Source organism: Candidatus Burkholderia verschuerenii, assembly GCF_001189365.1.
GTDB classification, from domain to species: Bacteria; Pseudomonadota; Gammaproteobacteria; order Burkholderiales; family Burkholderiaceae; genus Caballeronia; species Caballeronia verschuerenii.
Genome location: NZ_LFJJ01000371.1, coordinates 1 through 1,385 on the forward strand (window position 1 = coordinate 1; position 1,385 = coordinate 1,385).

The window sequence follows — 1,385 nt, forward strand, 5'->3', positions numbered from 1 at the left end:
GCGAAGTTCCAAACTCCCAGGAAACCATTCAGATCAATATTGCTTCTGGGAGTTCTGGGAAACACGATCTTCCGGCGGCCCCTTGCCACCCTTGACTTCGACTAATTCTGAAGGGCCGACTCAGTATAGCCAAGGTGACACGTTCTTGCCCCGAATACAAAAGACATTACCGAACCATCGGTGGCGGCTATCACGACTTAGGTTTCGATAAGGCAGAATACGCAATTCGGCCATATTTTGCATGATCGACCACGTAAGTTTGCACGTCTGATAGCTCGAGGTAAGCCTTTGTTGACAGGGCTCTCGATTTTTCGGGTTGCTGGCTTCTAGTTTGCTTTCAAAGCTTCCGGAATTATTGATTGACGCCATGAACGCTTCCACCACGATCGAGACTCCGCTCGCCAAAAATACCGCCGATCGCGAGCGTCGCTTCGGCGGCATCGCGCGGCTTTATGGCGCACCGGCGCTCGCCGCTTTCGAGCGGGCGAATGTCGCGGTGATCGGCATCGGCGGCGTGGGATCGTGGGTTGCGGAGGCGCTGGCGCGCAGCGCGATCGGCAAGCTCACGCTGATCGATCTCGACAACGTCGCCGAAAGCAACACCAACCGGCAGATTCACGCGCTCGACGGCAATTACGGCAAGGCGAAAGTCACCGCGATGGCCGAGCGCATCGAGTTGATCGATCCAGACTGCCAGGTGACGCAGATCGAAGACTTCGTCGAAGCCGGCAATTTCGATGCGACGCTCGGCGCCGGTTTCAATTACGTGATCGACGCGATCGACAGCGTGCGCACGAAAACCGCGCTGATCGCGTGGTGCGTGGAGCGCAAGCAGCCGCTCATCACGATCGGCGGCGCAGGCGGGCAGCTCGATCCGACGCGGATCCGCATCGACGATCTCGCGCTGACGATTCAGGATCCGCTGCTCTCGAAAGTACGCGGACAGTTGCGCAAGCTGCACGGCTTTCCGTGCGGCCCGAAGTCGCGTTTCAAGGTGAGCGCGGTGTATTCGGACGAGCCGCTGATCTATCCCGAAGCGCCCGTCTGCGATCTGAGCGAAGGCGCGGAGCATCTGGAAACCGGCGCGGGACATTCGGGGCCGGTCGGTTTGAATTGCGCGGGATTCGGCTCGAGCGTGTGCGTGACGGCGAGCTTCGGCTTCGCGGCGGCGGCGCATGTGCTGCGCGAGTTGGCGAAGCGGGCGGCGTGATCGTCGCGCATGATCGGCATAGGGGCGGCCAGCAAGCTGGCCGGTCCCCTGCCACACCACCCTGCCACACCACCCGGCGTGCGGGTCCGCACCGGGCGGTTCGGGGAGGTGAGGTTATGTGAGGCGAGGCATGCCCAGACGAGCGGAGTGGGCAAGCGGCAGCCAGCTGGGGAGG

The 1,385-nt window shown here is 61.4% G+C and carries 1 protein-coding gene; it reads left to right on the forward strand.

The window, feature by feature from the left end:
- Positions 1–367: 367 nt before the first annotated feature.
- On the forward strand, positions 368–1,210 hold the full coding sequence (locus BVER_RS28985; protein ID WP_050456162.1) for a tRNA threonylcarbamoyladenosine dehydratase: 843 nt from the start codon (positions 368–370) through the stop codon (positions 1,208–1,210).
- The last annotated feature ends 175 nt before the right edge of the window (positions 1,211–1,385 follow it).